18 protein-coding genes are annotated in these 19,653 nt (G+C 67.1%); 12 read left to right on the top strand and 6 right to left on the bottom strand.

All coding sequences use genetic code 11. The features are described from left to right. The first annotated feature begins 26 nt into the window (after positions 1 to 26). A complete protein-coding gene (locus ACXDF8_RS12970) occupies positions 27 to 1,082 on the top strand; it encodes an ABC transporter permease (protein ID WP_457223668.1) in 1,056 nt (351 codons plus the stop codon). A gap of 17 nt (positions 1,083 to 1,099) precedes the next feature. Continuing rightward, entirely contained in the window at positions 1,100 to 1,903 is an 804-nt protein-coding gene (locus ACXDF8_RS12975; RefSeq protein ID WP_457223816.1) for an ATP-binding cassette domain-containing protein, read from the top strand. 3 nt (positions 1,904 to 1,906) lie between these two features. Here ACXDF8_RS12975 and ACXDF8_RS12980 read toward each other — a convergent pair whose 3' ends face one another. The 5 genes from ACXDF8_RS12980 to ACXDF8_RS13000 are packed head-to-tail and all read right to left on the bottom strand — an operon-like array spanning position 1,907 to position 6,469. Next, positions 1,907 to 2,413, bottom strand: a complete 507-nt coding sequence (locus tag ACXDF8_RS12980; protein WP_457223669.1) for a nitroreductase family deazaflavin-dependent oxidoreductase — start codon at positions 2,411 to 2,413, stop codon at positions 1,907 to 1,909. Positions 2,414 to 2,452: 39 nt separating this feature from the next. Continuing rightward, positions 2,453 to 3,430 (bottom strand): Gfo/Idh/MocA family protein, encoded by a 978-nt coding sequence (locus ACXDF8_RS12985; RefSeq protein ID WP_457223670.1) that lies wholly within the window; start codon positions 3,428 to 3,430, stop codon positions 2,453 to 2,455. Beyond that, entirely contained in the window at positions 3,427 to 4,308 is an 882-nt protein-coding gene (locus ACXDF8_RS12990) for a sugar phosphate isomerase/epimerase family protein (RefSeq protein WP_457223671.1), read from the bottom strand. The genes ACXDF8_RS12985 and ACXDF8_RS12990 overlap by 4 nt, the downstream gene beginning before the upstream one ends. Next, a complete protein-coding gene (locus ACXDF8_RS12995; RefSeq protein WP_457223672.1) occupies positions 4,305 to 5,312 on the bottom strand; it encodes a Gfo/Idh/MocA family protein in 1,008 nt (335 codons plus the stop codon). Before ACXDF8_RS12995 ends, ACXDF8_RS12990 begins: the two co-directional genes overlap by 4 nt. Continuing rightward, complete coding sequence (locus ACXDF8_RS13000) at positions 5,309 to 6,469, bottom strand: phytanoyl-CoA dioxygenase family protein (RefSeq protein ID WP_457223673.1); 1,161 nt, start codon at positions 6,467 to 6,469, stop codon at positions 5,309 to 5,311. The genes ACXDF8_RS12995 and ACXDF8_RS13000 overlap by 4 nt, the downstream gene beginning before the upstream one ends. 98 nt (positions 6,470 to 6,567) lie before the next feature. Here ACXDF8_RS13000 and ACXDF8_RS13005 point away from each other — a divergent pair, with 98 nt between their 5' ends. The 7 genes from ACXDF8_RS13005 to ACXDF8_RS13035 all read left to right on the top strand — a co-directional run bounded on the left by ACXDF8_RS13005 (position 6,568) and on the right by ACXDF8_RS13035 (position 14,365). Then, positions 6,568 to 7,572 (top strand): LacI family DNA-binding transcriptional regulator, encoded by a 1,005-nt coding sequence (locus ACXDF8_RS13005; RefSeq protein WP_457223674.1) that lies wholly within the window; start codon positions 6,568 to 6,570, stop codon positions 7,570 to 7,572. Positions 7,573 to 7,705: 133 nt separating this feature from the next. Further along, complete coding sequence (locus ACXDF8_RS13010) at positions 7,706 to 8,518, top strand: PfkB family carbohydrate kinase (RefSeq protein ID WP_457223817.1); 813 nt, start codon at positions 7,706 to 7,708, stop codon at positions 8,516 to 8,518. Positions 8,519 to 8,802: 284 nt separating this feature from the next. Beyond that, on the top strand, positions 8,803 to 10,746 hold the full coding sequence (locus tag ACXDF8_RS13015; RefSeq protein ID WP_457223675.1) for a 2-oxoacid:acceptor oxidoreductase subunit alpha: 1,944 nt from the start codon (positions 8,803 to 8,805) through the stop codon (positions 10,744 to 10,746). Further along, positions 10,743 to 11,819, top strand: coding sequence for a 2-oxoacid:ferredoxin oxidoreductase subunit beta (locus ACXDF8_RS13020; RefSeq protein WP_457223676.1), 1,077 nt, complete (start codon positions 10,743 to 10,745; stop codon positions 11,817 to 11,819). The genes ACXDF8_RS13015 and ACXDF8_RS13020 overlap by 4 nt, the downstream gene beginning before the upstream one ends. A gap of 12 nt (positions 11,820 to 11,831) precedes the next feature. Next, a complete protein-coding gene (gene mobA, locus ACXDF8_RS13025) occupies positions 11,832 to 12,410 on the top strand; it encodes a molybdenum cofactor guanylyltransferase (RefSeq protein ID WP_457223677.1) in 579 nt (192 codons plus the stop codon). Positions 12,411 to 13,352: 942 nt separating this feature from the next. Next, a complete protein-coding gene (locus ACXDF8_RS13030; protein WP_457223678.1) occupies positions 13,353 to 13,688 on the top strand; it encodes a transglycosylase family protein in 336 nt (111 codons plus the stop codon). Between the two features lie 188 nt (positions 13,689 to 13,876). Continuing rightward, a complete protein-coding gene (locus tag ACXDF8_RS13035; RefSeq protein WP_457223679.1) occupies positions 13,877 to 14,365 on the top strand; it encodes a transglycosylase family protein in 489 nt (162 codons plus the stop codon). A 26-nt stretch (positions 14,366 to 14,391) separates the two neighbouring features. On the opposite strand, the gene ACXDF8_RS13040 is transcribed toward ACXDF8_RS13035, so the two are convergent. After that, positions 14,392 to 15,558 (bottom strand): FAD-dependent oxidoreductase, encoded by a 1,167-nt coding sequence (locus tag ACXDF8_RS13040; protein ID WP_457223680.1) that lies wholly within the window; start codon positions 15,556 to 15,558, stop codon positions 14,392 to 14,394. Positions 15,559 to 15,595: 37 nt separating this feature from the next. Here ACXDF8_RS13040 and ACXDF8_RS13045 point away from each other — a divergent pair, with 37 nt between their 5' ends. The 3 genes from ACXDF8_RS13045 to ACXDF8_RS13055 all read left to right on the top strand — a co-directional run bounded on the left by ACXDF8_RS13045 (position 15,596) and on the right by ACXDF8_RS13055 (position 19,578). Beyond that, the gene (locus tag ACXDF8_RS13045) at positions 15,596 to 17,599 is read left to right on the top strand and encodes a S9 family peptidase (protein ID WP_457223681.1); all 2,004 of its coding nucleotides are present in this window, start codon (positions 15,596 to 15,598) and stop codon (positions 17,597 to 17,599) included. Between the two features lie 24 nt (positions 17,600 to 17,623). After that, positions 17,624 to 18,880: a saccharopine dehydrogenase family protein gene (locus ACXDF8_RS13050; RefSeq protein ID WP_457223682.1), complete on the top strand. Its 1,257-nt coding sequence runs from the start codon at positions 17,624 to 17,626 to the stop codon at positions 18,878 to 18,880. A 92-nt stretch (positions 18,881 to 18,972) separates the two neighbouring features. Continuing rightward, the gene (locus ACXDF8_RS13055; protein WP_457223818.1) at positions 18,973 to 19,578 is read left to right on the top strand and encodes a DUF937 domain-containing protein; all 606 of its coding nucleotides are present in this window, start codon (positions 18,973 to 18,975) and stop codon (positions 19,576 to 19,578) included. The last annotated feature ends 75 nt before the right edge of the window (positions 19,579 to 19,653 follow it).

Here is a 19,653-nt window from a genome sequence, read left to right on the forward strand (position 1 = left end):
GCTTGCGCGAAGAAGAGACAGAACTGATGAGTACCCATTCCGACGTGACCCTCTCGCACGAAGTCGTTCGCGACGAACGGGTCAAGGAGCGTAATCGCATGCAGCGATTGCTCATTCGTCCCGAGATGGGCGCCCTGATCGGTGCCATCGGCATCTTCATCTTCTTTGCCATCGTGGCCGGACCGTTCCGCTCGCCGGAGTCGCTGGCCACCGTGCTCTACGCCAGCTCCACTATCGGCATCATGGCGTGCGCGGTGGCGCTGCTGATGATCGGCGGAGAGTTCGACCTGTCCGCGGGGGTGGCGGTGACGTTCAGCTCGCTGGCCGCGTCGATGTTGGCCTACAACCTTCACCTCAACCTGTGGGCGGGCGCCGGCCTTGCCCTCGTCTTGGCGCTGGCCGTCGGCTTCCTCAACGGGTATCTGGTGATGAAGACCAAGATCCCCAGCTTCCTGATCACCCTGAGTACCTTTCTGATGCTCACCGGCATCAACCTGGCGGTGACCAAGCTGGTGTCGGGTCAGGTTGCCACCGCAAGCGTGTCGGACATGCAGGGCTGGGATTCGGCCCGCGCGGTGTTCGCCTCGTCGTTCACTATCGGCGGCGTCAGCATCCGCATCACCGTCGTGTGGTGGCTGCTGTTCACCGCGATCGCCACCTACGTGCTGTTCAAAACGCGAGTGGGGAACTGGATTTTCGCCGTTGGCGGTGACCAGGACAGCGCGCGAGCCGTCGGCGTGCCCGTGACCAAGGTGAAGATCGGCCTGTTCATGGTTGTCGGATTCGCCGCCTGGTTCGTCGGCATGCATCTGCTGTTCTCGTTCAACACGGTGCAGTCCGGCCAGGGCATCGGCAACGAGTTCCTCTACATCATCGCCGCGGTCATCGGCGGCTGCCTGCTGACCGGTGGCTACGGCACAGCGATCGGGGCGGCGATCGGTGCCTTCATCTTCGGCATGACCAACCAGGGCATCGTGTATGCGGGGTGGAACCCCGATTGGTTCAAGTTCTTCCTGGGCGCCATGCTGCTATTCGCGGTGATCGCCAATAACGCCTTCCGCAACTACGCCGCCAAGAGGTGAAAGAAGTGACCGCCACTATGGACCGTCCCACAGACGAGGCCCCGGCTGGGGGCAAGGTGCCCCTCGTCGAACTCAAAAGCGTCGGCAAGAGCTACGGCAACATCACTGCGCTCAAGGACATTTCGCTGCGCGTGCATGCCGGCGAGGTGACCGGCATCCTCGGCGACAATGGCGCCGGCAAGTCGACCCTGATCAAGATCATCGCCGGATTGCATCAGCCCACCGAGGGCCAGCTGCTCGTCGACGGCGAGCCGACGAAGTTCGCCTCACCCGGCGAGGCGTTGGGCAAGGGCATCGCCACGGTGTACCAGAACCTCGCCGTCGTGCCGCTGATGCCGGTGTGGCGAAACTTCTTCCTGGGTCAGGAGATCCGCAGGAGGAGCTTTCCGTGGTCTCTCGACGCCAACGCGATGCGGGCCACCACGCTCTCGGAGCTGTCCAAGATGGGTATCGACCTGCCCGACGTCGACGTGCCCATCGGCTCGCTGTCCGGTGGGCAGCGCCAATGTGTGGCGATCGCGCGGGCGGTGTTCTTCGGCGCTCGGGTGCTGATTCTCGATGAGCCGACCGCGGCACTGGGCGTCAAGCAATCCGGTGTGGTGCTCAAGTACATCACCGCTGCCAAAGAGGCCGGCTTCGGCGTCGTGTTCATCACTCACAACCCGCATCACGCCCACCTGGTCGGCGATCACTTCGTGCTGCTCAACCGGGGCCGCCAGAAGCTGGACTGCACCTACGACGACATCACCCTCGAGCGCCTGACCCAGGAGATGGCCGGCGGCGACGAACTTGAGGCGTTGTCTCACGAGTTGGGCCGCTGAGCGCTATCGCCGCGTCAGCGCGAACAGCCGCAACTCCCGGTCGGTGCGGGTGCGATACGACTGGTACATCGGATAGGCGAGGAACCGCTGCAGGCCACGCTCGCGTTCGACACCGATCAGCACAGTGGCGGTGACCGGTATCTCGACTCCGTTGATCGCCACCACGGCCTCGGGGTCGGCCAGCAGATTCGCAGTCCAGGCCGGGTGGTGCTGCTGGCCGAAGTTGCTGCCCAGGACCAGCAGCCGGTCGCCGTCGCGCAGGTAGCTCAGCGCCGCCATCCGCGGCTGACCGGACTTGCGGCCGGTTGTCGTCAGCAGCAACTCCGGCAGCGACGTCGGCCCGAACAGGGTGTACTTGCCGCCGGAGGCGCGCAGCACCCGGCGATCCAACGGCACCAGCAGCCGGATCAAGCGGGACCCCAGCGGCGAGGACACCGCCGCGAGAAGCGGTTTCAGCAGCGGGGAGATCGTTTCGTTGCCCCAGTGGGCATCGGGGAAGGGTTGCGGCACTCTGCCATCGTGCCCGATCGGGGCGGCGGACCCGCCGGTTCAGCGCGGCGACATTCCCGCCGCGCGGTAGGCGGCGTCTACGTAGTGCATGTTCTGCACCGCGTCCTGGACGCCGATCGGCAGTGGAGCACCGTCGAGAAGGTGCGCAGCGAACGCCTCCAGCTGATAGGAGTACGACGGGCGCACACCCAGGTGCTCCACACGGTCGCCGTGCGGGGTGTGGATGGTGATCCGGTCGTCACCCTGCGGGTTGATGAAGTTGTGCGCCACCGCGTCACCCTTGGTGCCGACCACTGTGATGGTGAACGAAAATGCTTCGCCGACCATGCTGTTGGCGCTGCAGCCGGTGGCGCCGGTGGGAAAGTGGACCTCGACGTCGCACCACTCGTCGATGCCGGGGCTGCGTTGCGAGGCGTGCGCGGCGGTGATGTCTGGCCGGCCAAGCCCCCGGGCGCCCAGTTGTCGCATGATGTGCAGGCCGTAACAGCCCAGATCCATCAATGCGCCGCCGGCCAGGTCGAGTGACCACCGCGGGTCGTTCGCTACCGGCGCCGGCATGGCCATCCGCACCTCGACGTGGCGGATCTCGCCGAGCTCGCCGCCGGTGGCCAGTTCGAAGATGCGCTGGGTCACCGGGTGGAACAGATAGTGGAATCCCTCCAGCACGGCCACCCTCGCGGCCTCGGCCGCCTCGGCCACCGAAACGGCCTCGGTCTGGTTGCGGGCGAAGGGTTTCTCCGAGAGCACCGGCTTGCCCGCCCTGATCGCCGCGAGGTTCCACGGCGCGTGCAACGCGTTGGCCAGCGGGTTATAGACGACATCGACATCGGGGTCCTCGATCACGTCGGCATAGGTCGCCGCAACCCGCTCGACGCCATAGGCGTCGGCGAACACCCTGGCCCGCTGCGGGTCACGGGCGGCCACCACGACCAACCGGTGCCCGAGCTCGCGTGCGGGGCCGACGATCGCCTGCTCGGCGATGCGCGACGCGCCGAGCACCCCGATCCGCAGGGTCATGCCGGCACGCGGCCCACGTTGTCCCGCAGATAGGCGACACTGGCCAGCACGTCACCCAACGGACCCTCGCCGGTCGGCTCAGCATCGAGGATGGTGTCCTGCTCCAGGACGAACCACCCGTCAAATCCGTTGTCGCGCAGCACCGAGACAATGCCGGCGATGTCGACGTCGCCGGCGCCCAGCGGGGTGTACATCCCGGCTCGCACCGCCTCGGTGTAGGTCAGCTGACCGGCCTGGACCTTTGCGGCCAGCGCGGCGTCGACGTCCTTGAGGTGGGTGTGTGCGATCCGGTGCGGAACCGCTTTGGCCAGCTCCAGCGGATCGGTTCCACCGATGAGCAGGTGCCCGGTGTCCAGACACAGCGGGACGGCCGAGCCGGCCAATACCCGATCGACATCGGCGCGGGTCTCCACCATGGTGCCGACGTGCGGATGTAGGACGGCGAGCAGGCCCCGCTCGGCGACGATGGCGGCGAGTCGGTCCAGGTTGGCCAGCAGGGTCGCCCACTGGTCGTCGTCAAGGACAGGGCGAGAGTCGTAGCCGTCCGATCCAGTGGCGGCGGCGAGTACCACGACCCCGGCCCCGGCGGCGACCAGTGACGCGAGCGGTCCGGCCAGCTCGTCGGCCGGGTCGTGATCGTCCTTGAACAGTACGACCGGGACGAAGCCGCCCACGCACGTCAGATCCTTCTCGCGCAGAACCGATTTCAATTCCTCGGTGTCCGTCGGCAGGAACCCGTCGGGTCCGAGTTCGGTGGCGGTCAACCCCGCGCCGCGCATCTCGGTCAGTACCCGCTCGGGGTCGAGCTGATAGCCCCAACCCGGCACCTCGCACACACCCCAGGAGATCGGTGCCCCGGCAATCCGAATGGCGCTCATGCGTTGCGTACCTCCTCGAGGAGCACCGGCGTACCGCGGCGCAGGGACTCGGTGGCGGCTTCGGCCAGCCAGGCGACCTCGACGGCGTCGGTGACCGTCGCGCCGGGGATGGGGCCGCCCTTGGTCACCTCGACGAACGCGGCCAGCTCGGTGCGGAACGCCTCGGTGAAACGGTCCATGAAGAAATGATGTGGCGGACCGCCCGGAAAGTCGTTGCCCGGATCCGTGTTTCGCACCGGCACGCCCTGATCCCAGCCCGCGGCGACGCTGTCGTCGAACCCATGGATCTCTAGGCGGCAGTCATATCCGCGAGCGTTGTATCGGGCGTTGGACACAACCCCGAGCGCTCCGCCGTCGAACTTGACGATCACCGCTGCGGTGTCGACGTCGCAGTACTCGCTGAACAGCGGATCGCCCTGGACGGTTCCGGTCGCATACACCTCGACGGCGCGCTGCCCGGTGATCCAGTTCAGGACGTCGAAATCGTGGACGGCACAGTCGCGGAAGATGCCGCCCGACGCCTTGATGTAGTCCATCGCCGGCGGAGCGGGATCCATCGTGGTGCTGCGCACGGTGTGTAGCGTTCCGAGCGACCCGTCGTCGACGGCCCGCTTGGCCGCGGCGAACGCGGCGTCGAAGCGGCGTTGATAGCCGACCTGGACCGGCACCCCGCAGGCGAGGATCGCCTCGGCGACCCGGGCGCTCTCGGCGGCGGACGATGCGATCGGCTTCTCGCAGAAGGTCGGGATCCCGCGCTCGACGGCGGCCAGGGTGAGCGTCGCGTGAGCCGGTGTGGCAGCAGCGACCACCACGCCGTCGACACCGGAGGACAACAGTTCCTCGACGCTGTCGACGGCCTTGACTCCATGCTTGGCGGCGACCGCCGCCGCGACGTCGGTGCGCTCGTCGGTGACCACCAGGCCGTCGAGACCGGGCAGACCACTGAGGGTTTCGGTGTGGAAGGCCCCGATCCGGCCCAGCCCGATCACGCCGATGGTGGTCATGGAATTCTCCGTTCGTTGTGTGCGTCGAGTACTGCGTCGAGAGCTTCCGGTGTGAGTCCGTCGGCGAGGGCATTCAGCACGATGTCGACCTGGCTCGGTGGAGCGAGGCTCCCGATCGGCGGGTCGCGGTCGAGATTGGTGGGAAACGGATAGCCCTCGGCGCTGGCGTTGACCGCGTTGATCAGGTCACGCTCGGCGCGGCCGGCGGCCTTCATCGCCAGCAGCGACGGGTAGATCGCCCGCACCATCGCGGTCCGGTCGACCGCTTCCATCGCCCGGCCGAACGGCGACGAGATTTGCATCAGGTTGGCCATCCGGTGGATGTCGGGAGAGTTGTTGGCGCCGGCGCCGTGAAAGAGCGCAGGGTTGAAGAACACCGCGTCGCCCTTGCACAGCGGCAATTGCACGTGATGCTCGGCAAAGACTTCGATGAACTCCGGCTGGTAGAACGCGACGTAACCGGCCGCGAACTGCTGTGAGTACGGCAGCAGCATGGTCGGCCCGCTGGGCACCGGCATGTCGCAGTGTGCCACGGCGCCCTGCAACGTCAGGACCGCCGAGCTGCGGTGCACATGCGCCGGGTAGTCGGCCAGCCGATCGACGTCGACGAACCCCAGGTGATAGTCGCGGTGCGGAACCTGCGCGGCGCCGCCGGGATTGACGACGTTGACCTGTGAGGTGATCTGGTAACGCGGTCCCAGCCAGGCCTGGGAGATGAGCGCAAGTGCGTCGGCCGCGTAGTAGTCGGCGAAGACCGCAGGGGAGTGCAACGCCAGCTTCTGGGCCGCGTTCCAGATCCGGTCGTTGACGCCGGCCGTGCCGAAGTGATCGCCCGCCGCCTTGCCCTGAGCGCGCTGCTCGTCGATGATCGCGACGAATGCTTGGCTGGCCGCGTCGATGACGTTCGTGTCGAGAGCCTCGGAGAACACGACCACGCCGGGGCCGTCGGCCAACGCGCGGATCAACTCCGTCTGCAGCGCCCGCCGGTCGGCCCGGGCGATGGTCTCTGCGGAGTAGACGAGCACGCCCCCGCGGACGTCACTGGCGAACGGGAAGTCCGACGGGTCGGTGTCTCGGGACACCAGTGCGCGGAATTCCTCGAGATCGCAGTCGGCGGCCTCGACCCATGCGCCGCGGGCGATCGGACGTGTTGCCATGTCCGCTAGTCTTGTGGTGACCTGTACCGCATTCAACAGCAGAAAACCATCAAAAAGACCTCAGCCGCAGTGGCGGGTCCGACGAGGAGCCGACGGCCATGGCCCACCGCTTCAAGGTCCGCGAGATCGCGCAGCAGTCCGGGTTGTCCCCCGCCACCGTCGACCGTGTACTCAACGAGCGCCCGGGTGTTCGTGAGGCCACCCGCGCCGAGGTTCGCCAAGCCATCGCCGACCTGGAGAAGCAACGCTCCCAACTGAGGCTCAACGGCCGCCGCTATCTGATCGACGTGGTGATGCAGACCCCGCAGCGGTTCTCCGACGCCTTCCGCACGGCGGTCGAGGCCGAGCTACCCGCGTTCGCCCCGGCATTGATGCGGGCCCGCTTCCACCTCTGGGAGTCCGGCTCGACGGCGCAGATGGTGGAGACCCTGGAGCGGATCCGCGGCAGCCACGGCGTGGTGCTCAAGGCGCAGGACCAGCCGGAGGTGGCCGAGGCGGTCGACCGGCTGGTAAGCGCCGGCGTGCCGGTGGTTACCTATACGACCGACATTCCGGCCAGCGCACGCTGCGCCTACGTCGGCATCGACAACCACGGCGCCGGGATCACTGCGGCTTATCTGATGGACCAGTGGCTGGGTTCGGCATCCGCCGATGTGCTGATTACGTTGAGCCGCAATATCTTTCGTGGTGAGGCCGAGCGGGAAGTAGGGTTTCGAGCGGCGCTGCGCAAGTCCGGTCGCACAATCGTCGAGGTCAGTGACAGTGACGGCATCGACGCCACCAACGAGCGGCTGGTGCTCGACGCGCTCGAGCGGCATCCTGGTGTCGAAGCCGTCTACTCCGTCGGCGGGGGCAACACCGCCACCGTCGCCGCGTTCGAGAAACTCGGACGGGTCTGCAGAGTTTTTCTGGCCCACGACCTGGACGAGGACAACCGGCGGCTGCTGCGGGAGGGTCGAATATCGGCCGTCCTGCACAACGATCTGCGCGCCGACGCCCGGCTGGCGATGCGGGTGATCCTGGCCGAACACCGAGCCCTGCCGAGGGAGGCTGCTCGCCCGGTGCCGATCCAGGTGATCACGCCCTATAACCTGCCGTGGTGAGCAGGGCGAGTCACCGGACTGATCCGGGTTCGCCGATTCCGCCACTAGCATCTCGCGCCTACGGCGACGATGGATGCGCCGACCTTGATGAGGAGACCAATCGGTGCGACCGCAGCGCGAGCTCGTCCCGGGCGTGACGGTGCTCGGCAACCTGGCCATCGACGTTATCAACGGCGGTGAGTCCAGCCCTGGCGGCTGTGCGTCGTTCGCCGGGGTAGCGCTCGACGCGGCGGGGGTCCCCGGCGGGATCGTGGCGTTGGCTGCGCCCGAGAACCGCTCGCTGTTCGATCCGCTGCTGGAGCGATTCGGCTCGATGATCCGGATCCTGTCGGCAGACCGGACGAGTTCGTTCCGGCTGGACTACTCCGACGTCGATCACCGCCGGATGTCGGTCGAGGCGATCGGCCCGGTGTGGGGACCCGCCGAAATCGAATGGGCCAACCCGAAGACCACATGGGTGCACCTCGCGCCATTGCTGCGCACCGATTTCCCGGCATCGACGCTCGCAGTGCTGGCGCGTCGTGGCCACCAGGTTGCCTACGACGGACAAGGCCTGGTGCGGGCCGATCGGCTGGGGCCGCTGGTCGTCGACCGGCACTATCCCGCCGAGCTGCTCGACGACATCAGCATTCTCAAACTGGCCGAAGACGAGGCTGTCATCGTGGCCGACGGGCCGTTCGACGAATCGGCCGCCGCCCGCCTCGGGGTGCCGGAGATCTTGGTGACGTACGGATCCGAGGGCTGTGACATCTATACCGGTGACGCCTGCGTGCGGGTGCCCGCCGCGTGGCGCGTCGAGGGCGTGCAGACCACCGGGGCCGGCGATATGTTCACCACCTGCTACGTCGCCAATCGGGCGGCAGGGGCCGACCCGCGGGCGGCCGCCAAGGAGGCCAGTGAACTGGTTGCGACCGAGCTGGAGAAGAGGCGGCCGGGCCACCGCTAGTGCGGCGCTACTGGCGGGTAACCGAAATCTTAGAGAATGCCGTTCTCGACAAGTGACGAACGACACACTTTTGTCTCATTGGGCCATCGATCATGGGCGTGAGCTGTGACTTCCGTGTCAGGTTAACGGCGTGTCAACAGCTCGGCGCGGTATAGCTTGCCTAAGAAAGTGCAATAATCGGTACTGCTAGTGACAGCAACTCTGGGGCTCTCTTTTTTCCGTTGCCGCGTCCGCCCGGCTGGGACGCGGAATCAGCTCCGAGTGACCAGACGAAAGGCGTGCACGTGGGTCCGAACGGCAACGGGGCTGCGGGGAACCGGGAAAAGCTGGAGAAGGTCGTCATCCGGTTCGCCGGTGACTCCGGCGACGGTATGCAGCTCACAGGTGACCGCTTCACCACCGAAGCCGCGCTCTTCGGTAACGACCTTGCGACGCAACCCAATTACCCCGCCGAGATCCGCGCGCCACAGGGCACGCTGCCCGGTGTCTCGTCGTTCCAGATCCAGATCGCCGACTACGACATTCTCACCGCGGGTGACCGGCCGGACGTGCTGGTCGCCATGAACCCGGCGGCGCTGAAGGCCAACATCGGTGACCTGCCGCGCGGCGGCCTGGTGATCGCCAACTCCGACGAATTCACCAAGCGCAACCTCGCGAAGGTCGGCTACGAGGCCAACCCGCTGGACAGCGGCGAGCTGTCCGACTACGTCGTGCAGGCCGTCGCGATGACCACGCTGACCCTCGGTGCTGTCGAGGCGATCGGGGCGTCGAAGAAGGACGGCCAGCGAGCCAAGAACATGTTCGCGCTCGGCCTGCTGTCGTGGATGTACGGCCGGCCCATCGAGACCAGCGAGACGTTCATCCGGGAGAAGTTCGCCCGTAAGCCCGACGTCGCCGAGGCGAACGTCCTGGCGCTCAAAGCGGGCTGGAACTACGGCGAAACCACCGAGGCGTTCGGCACCACCTACGAGATCTCCCCGGCCAAGCTCCAATCGGGCGAATACCGGCAGATCTCGGGCAACACCGCCCTGGCCTACGGGGTCATCGCAGCCGGTCAGCTTGCCGACACTCAGGTCGTGCTCGGCACGTACCCGATCACGCCTGCCTCGGACATCCTGCACGAGCTGTCCAAGCACAAGAACTTCAACATCCTGACCTTCCAGGCCGAAGACGAGATCGCGGGGGTCGGCGCCGCGATCGGTGCGTCCTACGGCGGCGCCCTGGGCGTGACCAGCACCTCGGGCCCTGGTATCTCGCTGAAGTCCGAAGCAATCGGCCTGGCCATGATGGCGGAACTGCCGTTGCTGGTGATCGACGTGCAGCGCGGTGGCCCGTCCACCGGCCTGCCGACGAAGACCGAGCAGGCGGATCTGTTGCAGGTGATGTTCGGCCGCAACGGCGAGTCGCCGGTCGTCGTGCTGGCCGCCCGCTCACCCTCGGATTGCTTCGACGTGGCCATCGAGGCCGCTCGGATCGCCCTGACCTACCGGACGCCGGTCATCCTGCTCTCCGATGGCGCGATCGCCAACGGCTCGGAGCCCTGGCGGATCCCGGACGTCGGCAGCTACGCGGCGATCGAGCCCAACTTTGCCAAAGCCGGCGAGGATTTCCAGCCCTACGCCCGCGACCCCGAGACGCTGGCTCGCCAGTTCGCAATCCCGGGGACGCCCGGTCTCGAGCACCGCATCGGCGGGCTGGAGTCGGCCAACGGCTCTGGCAATATCTCCTACGAGCCGGCCAACCACGACCTCATGGTTCGGTTGCGGCAGGCCAAGATTGCCGGCGTCAAGGTGCCCGACATCGAGGTCGACGACCCGAGCGGCGACGCCGAGTTGTTGCTCCTTGGGTGGGGCAGTTCCTTTGGACCGATCGGTGAGGCCTGCCGACGTGCCCGCCGCCGCGGCATCAAGGTCGCGCAGGCTCACCTGCGCCACCTCAACCCGCTGCCGGCCAACCTCGGCGACGTGCTGCAGAAGTACCCGAAAGTAGTGGTCCCGGAGATGAACCTCGGCCAGCTGGCTCTGCTGCTACGAGGTAAGTACCTGGTCGACGTCCAGTCGGTGACCAAGGTTGAGGGTATGGCGTTTCTGGCCGATGAACTGGAAGGCATCATCGATGCCGCCCTGGACGGGACGCTCGCCGAAAAGGAAAGCGACAAAGCGAAATTCGCCCGGCTTGCGGCAGTTACCGTGGGTACCGGCACAGTTGGCGCAGGAGTGAACGGATGACTGACCTGATCGGCTCGGATCTGCTGGCACCTGGTGTGTCCAAGACGGCGTGGGTGCCGACCACCGACGAGCCGCAGAAAGCCAAGGACTTCACCAGCGATCAAGAAGTGCGCTGGTGCCCGGGTTGCGGTGACTACGTCATCCTCAACACGATCCGCAACTTTCTGCCCGAGCTGGGGTTGCGCCGCGAGAACATCGCGTTCGTCAGTGGTATCGGCTGCTCCAGCCGCTTCCCGTACTACCTGGAAACCTACGGTTTCCACTCCATCCACGGCCGTGCCCCGACCATTGCCACCGGGCTGGCGCTGGCGCGCCCGGACCTGTCGGTGTGGGTGGTCACCGGTGACGGTGACGCCCTCTCGATCGGTGGCAACCACCTCATCCACGCGCTGCGCCGCAACGTCAACATCACGATCCTGCTGTTCAACAACCGGATCTACGGTCTGACCAAAGGCCAGTACTCGCCTACCTCCGAGGTCGGCAAGATCACCAAGTCCACCCCGATGGGCTCCCTGGACTACCCATTCAACCCCGTCTCGCTGGCACTGGGCGCCGAGGCGACATTCGTCGGGCGGGCGCTGGATTCCGACCGCAAGGGCCTCTCCGAGGTCTTGAGGGCGGCCGCCGAGCACCGGGGTGCGGCACTGGTCGAGATCATGCAGGACTGCCCGATCTTCAACGACGGGTCATTCGACCTGCTCCGCAAGGAAGGCGCCGAAGAGCGGATCATCAACGTGCGCCAGGGCGAGCCGGTGACCTTCGGTACCAACGGCGAGTACTGCGTGGTCAAGACCGGCTTCGGGCTCGATGTCGCCAAGACCGCCGATGTCGCCGCCGCCGACATCGTGGTCCACGACGCCACCATCGCAGACTCCGCCTACGCCTTCGCCTTGTCGCGGTTGAGCGACCAGAACCTCGAGCACACCGTGATGGGTGTGTTCCGACAGGTCAGCCGGCCGACGTACGACGACGCCGCCCGCGACCAGGTCCGCCTGGCCCGGGAGGCCACCCCGCACGACCAGCACGCCCTGCAGTCGTTGTTGCGCGGCCGCGATACCTGGACCGTCGACTAGCCGGCCCGGACCGTGAGCACGCCCGACCCGCTGGCCGCCGTGGTGCTGGCGGGCGGTGCGTCGCGGCGAATGGGGCGCGACAAGGCGACGCTGCCGCACCCGAACGGTGCTATGACGCTGGTCGAGCACACCGTCGAGATCCTGGCTACGCGCTGTGCGCCGGTCTTCGTCATGGCCGCTCCCGGTCAGGCGTTGCCGCCCCTGCGCGCCGAAATCCTGCGCGACGAGGTGCGCGGTGTCGGGCCACTGCTGGCGACTGGGTGCGGGTTGCGCGCCGCGGCCGCCGCCGGCCTGGACCTGGCCTTCGTCAGTGCGGTGGACATGCCGTTCTTGTCGGTCGACGTCGTCGACGAGTTGGCCGGCCACCACGGGGCAGACATCGTGCTGCCCTGGGACGGTCGCGACCACTATCTGGCCGGCGTCTACCGCACCGATCTCGCCGACCGCATCGATGAGCTGGTGGCCGCGGGGGAGCGCAGCATGTGGGCGCTGGCCGCTACCTCCCTCACCCAGCGCATCGTCATGCCGACCAGCCGAGCCCTAACGAACGCCAATTCGCCATCGGACTTGCAGCAGCAAATGGCGAATTAGATTCGACTTTCAGTCGGAATTCACCGTCGAGCGACAAATTGGTCTCGTCGAACAACCAACCGAACATGATCGGTGTTCACGGCTCCCTCGAACACGTTGAACGGGAGGGGATTTCGTCGGTTGCACGGTTGAGGGTCGCCAGTCACGGCTATTTTTAGGCGGAATGGAGTCCTCGTACCGGTGGCGATCGGTGGGCGCGAAGGGGGTATCCGCGTAACCGGGGCGGTCTAGCCCACGCCATCAAGGGCTGATCCGTGAAAGGACCTGGGGGTCAAGGTATCCAGAGGATCCGGTCTCGTCGGCCCGGGTCTGCCCTTGTGTCAGACTCTGTGGCCGCTGCGTGCGGCAATCGACGAGAAGCGCTGTACGGTAACAATTTTCGTTAGCTCGTACGACACCGTCTTGGTGGGGCACTTCAGCTAAAAAAATCCCCGAGTTTCGGCGCCTGCGGCACCTGAGTCATGCCGTCGAGCGCACCACGGTGGGGAATGGGCGGATATCTGTGTGGCCGAGGCCACAATTTATACGTGATTTAGGTCACTAACTCTACGCGACCGCCAATGTCTGGATAATCCGGCGATCACGCAGCTGACCTGCGCAGACACCCGCCAATTTCTTGTCGTGATCGGCGCGTTATCAAACCGAGATACGCGTGTCGTTGATATGACTTCCGCGCGACTGCTCCGTAGGTTCCTACCCGGTCCCTGATGGGAGCAAACAACTCCAAGAAATTGGAACCCTGCATGCGTGCGGGGCCCGGAGGTCAAGTGACCTTCTGCGGCATCACCGGCTGACCAAGCCGCCAGGGGATGTCTGCCGGCCCCCGCTGTCGCGCCTGACCGAGACGGCGTGACCCGAACCCAGCGGTCCGGAGCGGCTGTGGCTCGTCGGTAACGACGAGTCGACCCAGCGTTCGGCGCGTGCTCGGCGAAAGGAAAACTGTTGTACAAACTCCGCAAGACGCTCGCACGCACCATCGGAATGGCCGCCGTCGGCGGCGCGACCGTGGTGGCTCCGATGGTCCTGAGCACCGGCACCGCTTCGGCGGACGGGATGAACTGGGACGCTGTTGCGCAGTGCGAGTCCGGCGGCAACTGGGCGATCAACACCGGTAACGGTTACTACGGGGGTCTGCAGTTCACCCTGGGCACCTGGCGGGCCAACGGTGGTACGGGTTCCCCGCATATGGCGTCGCGTGATGAGCAGATTCGCGTGGCGGAGAACGTTCTGCGCAGCCAGGGCCGTGGCGCCTGGCCGGTCTGTGGCCGTCGCGGCTAACGCGACGCTCCTGCACCACGTACGGGTGGCGCCGAGTCGACGAACCCGCGCCACCCCTACCTCGGCCGCCCCTCTGTTCTTCAAACTCTCACAAAAAACAAACAACACGTCTGTAACGGGTGCATCACAACCTGCGATTCACCTCACAGCGGCACACCAGTGCCCCCTTTGTCGGGAAGGGAAAACCAATGAGCACTCTGCGCAGGATCGTCACCCTAGCCATCATCTCGGGCTCGCTGGCTCTCGCCGGATTCGTCCTGAGCTGCGGGAACGCCAGCGCAGACAGCGGTGTGAACTGGGACGCGATCGCGCAGTGCGAATCGGGCGGCAACTGGTCGGCCAACACCGGTAACGGCTTCTCCGGCGGCCTGCAGTTCAAGCAGGCCACCTGGGCTGCCAACGGCGGCGTTGGCGCGCCCCATGAGGCCTCTCGCGAGGAGCAGATCCGAGTCGCCGAGAACGTCGTGCGTAAGCAGGGCCTCGGCGCGTGGCCCACGTGCGGCCAGGCCGCCGGCTCCGCGGCGAGCGTCATCCCCGTCTCAACCGGTGCCGCCCCCGCCCAGGGCGCCTGCGCCAACGTGCTCAGCGGGCCGTTCAAGTCCATCGACTTCAACAAGATGTGCCAGGCCTTCCACGACCCGGGCCGCGCCATCGCCAACGCGCTCGGCCTGCACTAGAACGCCGCTGACGACGCCCCGCCCGCTCAGGCCGGCGGGGCGTCGTCGCGTGTGGGGAGCCGAAACGCCTCGCGAGCGGCGATCCCCGCCAGGTGGCGGGTCACCAGAAACTCCGGCAGCACCACCGTGACCCTGCTGGCCAGCGCGCTCAGCGTTGCCGGCCGCAGGTTGACCACCCGGCCGATCAACCGTGATTCGGCGACGATTGCCCTGACCCGGCGGCGGCGGAACGCCGCGAAGGCGGCGAAGGCGCGTGGTAGATCGGTAGTCATCTCGACGAACGCACCGAGCACGGCGGCATCCTCGAGGGCCTGACAGCCCCCCTGCCCCAGGTGCGGCCGCATCGGGTGCGCGGCGTCACCGACCAGCACAATGGGCCCGGCCGACCAGTGCCGAGCTGGACTGCGATCGTAGAGATCGTTGCGCAACACCCCCGCCGGATCGGTGGCGGCCAGCATCGCCGGGATGGGCTGTGCCCACAACGCCAGCTTGGTGCGCAGGTAGGCCAGCTCACCCTGCGCAGCGCCGCCGCCTTCGGGTGCGCGTTCGGTGGCGAACCAATAGGTGCGGTCCGGCCCCATCGGGACGTGGCCGACCTCCTCGCCGGCCCCCATGGTCTCACCGGCCAGTTCGGCGTCGATCGCCAGCGCGGCGACGCCGCGCCAGGCGGTGTACCCGGCGTAGCGCTGGGGCAGCGGACCATTGAGGTGGCGGGCGACCACCGAGCCGATGCCGTCGGCACCGACCACGGCATCCGCCTCGTGTTTCGTCGAATCCGACATCTGCAGTCGCACCCCGCCGGGGGTGACGGCCACCTGCCGCACGCCGACCCCGTCGACGACGGTCCCGGCAGGCAGCGCACCGGTCAGGATGTCGCGCAACGCCACCCGCTGTAGCACCACCAAGGGTTCGCCGAGCGCGGTGACGATGCGCTCGCCGGCTGGGCGGCGTAACCAGGTGCCGTCCTTCCACCGGATCGCACCCGCGGCGACCCGTCCTCCTGTGCCACGAACGGCATCGCCGAGACCGAGGCGGTCCAACGCCGCCAGCGCGTTCGGCCAGATGCTGATGCCGGCTCCCGATGTGGTGTCGGTGCGCTCTTCGATCACTGTGACGGAATGTCCGCGTTGCGTCAGGGCGACCGCGGTGGCCAGCCCGGCGATACCCGCGCCGACGACGGCGATCTCGGCCATGGCTACAAAGTAGCGCGCACTGTGCTACCAACGGGACATGACGTCAGGCCCGTTCGCCGATCTCGACGATTACATCGCGCTGCCGCGGATTTCCGGGCTGGCGGTCTCTGCAGACGGATCGCGCGTCGTGACCACGGTCGCACACCTCAACGCCACCAAGACCGAATACGTCACCGCGGTATGGGAACTCGATCTACTCGGTAGGGCTCCGGCACGTCGGTTGACGCACGGCGCCAAGGGGGAGTCGTCGCCGACGTTCGCCGTGAACGGTGATCTGCTGTTCACCTCGGTGCGGCCGGTGCCGGACGACGACGCACCGCCGGCGGCGCTGTGGCGGCTGCCCGCCAGCGGCGGGGAGGCGGTCCGAGTGGCCGAACTGCCCGGCGGTGTCACCGCGGTACGCACGGCGACCCGTGCGGCCACGGTGGTGATCGGCGGTCCGATGCTGCCGTCGGCCGACACCGTCGACGACGAACGTCGACTGCGAAAACTCCGCAAGGACAACAAGATCAGCGCGATCCTGCATGCCGGCTACCCGGTGCGGCACTGGGACAAGGATGTCGGTCCCGATCAGATCCACCTGTTCGGTGTCGGCGACGACGGGACACTCACCGATTTGACGCCTCGGCCGGGGCCGGCGCTGGGCGAAGGCGACTTCGCGGTCAGCCCGGACGGCAGCTTCGTGATCACGACCTGGCGCGTACCCGCGCCGCATGCGGCAGTGCGATCGGTTCTGGTGCGCATCGATCTGCAGACCGGTGAACGGGCGGTGATCGCGCAGGACCCCGGCGCCGATTTCGAACACCCGGTCATCTCGCCGGACGGTACCTCGGTGGCCTTCACCAGGGAGACGGTGTCGACGCCTCAACAGGCACCGCGAATCACGTTGTGCCACCTGGTTTTGGATGAGGGAGACTGGACGCAGCTGGCCAGCGGCTGGGACCGTTGGCCGGCGTCGGTGACGTGGGATCGCGCCGGCTCGGCCCTTTTGGTCACCGCCGACGACAACGGTCGATGCCCGATCGTGCGAGTCGGTCTCGACGGTGAGGTCACGGCGGTGACCGCCGACGACTTCAGCTATACCGACGTCGTCGGCGCGCCGGACGGTGTGATCTACGCGCTGCGGACGTCCTACGCCGCCCCGCCACACCCGGTCCGCATCGATGCCTCGGGTGCGCTGACGGTGCTGCCGTGTGTGGACCTGCCGGAGCTGCCGGGCGAGTTGACCGAGATGGTCGCCACCGCCGCCGACGGAACGACGGTGCGGTCCTGGCTGGTGCTGCCCGAGCCCACCGGCGGCCCTGGGATACCGCGAGTGCCCGCCCCGCTGCTGCTGTGGATCCATGGTGGACCGCTGGGCAGCTGGAACGTGTGGTCTTGGCGATGGAATCCGTGGTTGATGGCCGCGCGGGGTTATGCGGTGCTGCTGCCCGACCCCGCGTTGTCCACCGGCTACGGGCAGGAATTCGTCCAGCGCGGCTGGGGTGCCTGGGGCGGCGCCCCGTACGAGGATTTGATGGCCGCGGTCGACGCGGCGGTGGCCGACCCGCGGATCGACGGCGAGCGCACCGCGGCGATGGGTGGGTCGTTCGGCGGTTACATGGCCAACTGGGTGGCCGGCCACACCGACCGGTTCCGGGCCATCGTGACCCACGCCAGCCTGTGGGCGCTCGACCAGTTTGGCTCGACCACCGACGGCGCGTACTACTGGGCGCGGGAGATGACACCGACCATGGCAGAAGCGAACTCGCCGCATCGCTTCGTGGGGGAGATCGACACCCCGATGCTGGTGATCCACGGCGACAAGGACTATCGAGTGCCGATCGGCGAGGGGCTGCGGTTGTGGTACGAGCTGCTGACCGCCTCAAAGCTGCCGGCTGCCGACGACGGGACGTCGCCGCACCGGTTTTTGTACTTCCCGGCCGAGAACCACTGGGTGCTGTCCCCGCAGCACGCGAAGCTCTGGTACGAGGTCGTCACCGCCTTCCTGGCCGACCATGTACTAGGTGAGCAGGTGGAGTTGCCCGAGACGTTGGGCTGACGCCGCCCCGGTATGTTGGCGCCCATGACGGCAGCGCAGCGAGAATTCGACATCGTCGTGTACGGGGCCACTGGATTCGTCGGCAGGCTCACCGCTGAATACCTGGCCCGAGCCGGTGGCGACGTCCGCGTCGCGTTGGCCGGTCGCTCGGCCGAGAAACTGCTCGCGGTGCGCGGAACCCTCGGTGAGTCGGCACAGTCCTGGCCGATTCTGACCGCCGACGCCGCGTCGCCGTCGTCGCTGGCGGACATGGCCGCCCGAACCCGCGTGGTCATCACTACCGTCGGGCCCTACAGCCGCTACGGCCTGCCCCTGGTGGCGGCCTGTGCGGCGGCGGGCACCGATTATGCCGACCTGACTGGTGAGGCGATGTTCGTCAGACAGAGCATCGACGACTACCACAAACAAGCCGTCGACACCGGCGCGCGAATCGTGCACGCCTGCGGATTCGATTCCATCCCTTCGGATATGAGCGTGTTCGCGCTCTACCGGCGGGCCGAGCAGGACAACGCCGGCGAACTCGGTGACACCAGCTTCGTGCTGCGCGGGTTCTCCGGTGGGGTGTCCGGCGGCACCGTCGCCTCGATGATCGAGGTCTTCCGCGCATCCTCCAATGACCCGAACACACGCCGCATGCTCGAGGATCCCTACACCCTGACCCAGGATCGTTCCGGCGAGCCGGAGCTGGGTCCGCAACCCGACCTGCCGTGGCGGCGTGGCCGCGATATCGCACCGGAACTGGCCGGCGTGTGGACCACCGGCTTCGTGATGGCGTTGTACAACACGCGGATCGTGCGTCGCAGTAATGCGCTGCTCGACTACGCCTACGGCCGCCGGTTCCGGTATGCGGAGAACATGAGTGTGGGCGCGTCGGCGGTGGCGCCGGTGGTCTCGGCGCTCGCCACCGCCGCAAACAATGGTGTCGTTGCGCTTGGCAGCCGATTTTTCCGTTTCTTGCCCCGCCGCCTGGTGGAGCGGATCGCACCGAAGCCGGGCACCGGTCCCAGCGAGCAGGCCCGCGAGCGCGGGTACTACCGGGCCGAGACCTACACGACCACGACGACCGGCGCGCGTTACCTGGCGACCATCGCCCAACAGGGCGATCCCGGCTACAAGGCCACCTCGGTCATGCTGGGTGAATGTGGCCTGGCGCTGGCTTTGGACCGCGACAAGCTGACCGATCTGCACGGAGTCCTGACGCCGGCGGCCGCGATGGGCGACGCATTACTCGCCCGATTTCCCGCAGCCGGGATCAATCTGGAGACCGTCCTGCTGGACTAGCTGCGTGCGGCCAATGCGCACCGCGCCGCCCCCCGTTGCACTAATGTCCGCTGCGATTGCCGCAACTATGAGCAGCGAAGGTGAGCGTGAACATGGCCGGACTCGAGGACCTCTACAGCCAGATCCCGGTGGCGGATATCGCCAGCAGACTGGGCGCCGACCAGGGCGAGGTGAACCAAGCCATCCAGACCCTGGTGCCCACCCTGCTCGGCAGCATCCAACACAACGTCGTCTCCGGCGACATCGACTCCAGCAAGCTCGAGTCCACGATCGCCAGCGAGGGTGCCAGCAACCTGCTCGACGGCGGGGTGAACGTCGACCAGGTCGACACCGGCCAGGGTGAGCAGTTCGTCGCGCGAATCTTCGGCGGCAACGACACCAACCAGGTGGCGTCGGCGTTGGCCGGAAGTGGTGCAGGCGGTGGTGACTTGATCAAGAAGCTGCTGCCGATCCTGACGCCGATCATCCTGGCCTACATCGGCAAACAGTTCGCCGGCAGCCAAGCCGGCGGTGCGTCGACCCAGGCGGCCTCCTCCGGTGGCCTTGGCGACTTGCTCGGCGGCATTCTCGGTGGGGCCACCAGTGGCGGCGGCGGTGGCAACAACCCGCTCGGCAGCATCCTGGGCGGCGTGCTGGGTGGCAAACAGGGTGGCGCCATCGGCGACATCCTCGGCGGGTTGCTCGGCGGCAAGAAGTAGTACGGGTTGACCGGCGGGACAGGTGCGCATGCGCACCGCCCGCCGGTCCCGCGGCACCCGTTCCTAGAATTGACG

The organism is Mycolicibacterium sp. CBM1 (genome assembly GCF_054073305.1).